Genomic DNA, 1,237 nt, shown 5'->3' with positions numbered 1-1,237 from the left:
GAATTTTAGCGGGGTGGCAGAACGTCGCGGAATGGACGCTTACTGTATAGGAGGTCATCGGCGCTCCGTTATCAGAGTGCAATACGGGTGGGTTATGCCAGCAGTTTTCTCGCAACAAGGCACGCTCCAGCAGCTTTTTGGCCAACTCGCCCGACTCTGCATCATGAACTTCCCAGGCGATGATTTTGCGACTGTAGATATCCATGATCAGGTAGAGGTACCAGTGCTGACCTCGTACAACGGAGGGGCAGAAGCTGATATCCCAGCTCCACACCTGATTCGGCCCTGTGGCGGTAAAGCTGGTGGGCTCAGGTACAGTGCGACGTGGTTTCATGCGTCCTCGATGATGGTGTTGCTCATGCTTTTTCAAGACCCGGTAGAAGGTCGACTCCGAGGCGAGATAGACGCCTTGGTCTGCCAGTAAAGGTACGATCTGAGACGGCGGTAAACTCTGATACTCAGGTTGATGACAGGTATTCAAAATAGCCTGCTCTTCCTCATGAGTCAGTTGATGCGGCTGGTTGCATTGCTCTGCATGTGGCCGTTGATCCTCAATAACCACGCCGCTTTCAGATCGCCAACGTTTGAGCGTCCGTTCGCTGACATTAATCACCTCGGCAGCTCGATAACGCGATGCGCCACGAGAAACCGCTTCATCAAATAACACCACCAGCCTTGTACGTTCATCGAGGTATGTCAGTCGTCCTCGCCGCGGTCCAGGTCGTCGCTGTACAAGGCTTCGAGCTTTTTTGAGAGCACCAATAACGATGTCGTCTCTGCCAGAGCCTTGTCTTTACGGCGTACTTCCGCCTTGAGTTGCTTGATGGTTTTACGGTCTTCTTTACGTTGTTTTTGCGTTGCTTTTACCTGTTCTTCTTGCTGGCCAGCGCCTTGAAGGCATGCGGCTTTCCACTGCTGAATTTGCTCGGGGTACAGGCCTTTTTCGCGGCAGTAGGCACCCAGTTCTGTTTCTGACATTGGCGCCGTTTCGATCACGACGGCCAGTTTGGCGTCAGGTGACCATTCATTCTCGCCTTGGGTATAACCTGGCACGGGCACTCCTTTCTCTCGACACTGTTTTAACCAATTGTACAGGGCCGCATCAGAGATGCCTTCTTCTGTCGCAACCGACGCCACGCTGCGATTATGAGGCGGTAACAATTTTTTCAGTACGGCAGCTTTACGTTCTGCGGAAGTAAGCGTCCATTCCGCGACGTTCTGCCACCCCGCTAAAATT

General features: G+C 52.9%; 1 protein-coding gene and 1 pseudogene. Both read right to left on the bottom strand.

Going from position 1 to position 1,237, the window contains the following annotated elements; translation table 11 throughout:
- A partial coding sequence (locus INT21_RS12100; protein WP_193085252.1) for a DDE-type integrase/transposase/recombinase occupies nt 1–670 on the bottom strand: 670 nt, incomplete at its 3' end.
- A 26-nt stretch (nt 671–696) separates the two neighbouring features.
- Nucleotides 697–1,237: pseudogene (locus tag INT21_RS12095) on the bottom strand (hypothetical protein); the annotation flags it as partial.

Origin of the sequence: Halomonas sp. 3F2F (genome assembly GCF_014897805.1) — a bacterium.
Lineage (GTDB): Bacteria > Pseudomonadota > Gammaproteobacteria > Pseudomonadales > Halomonadaceae > Vreelandella.
Note: the sequence above shows the minus strand (reverse complement) of the source record. Positions and strands in the feature narration are given on the sequence as shown.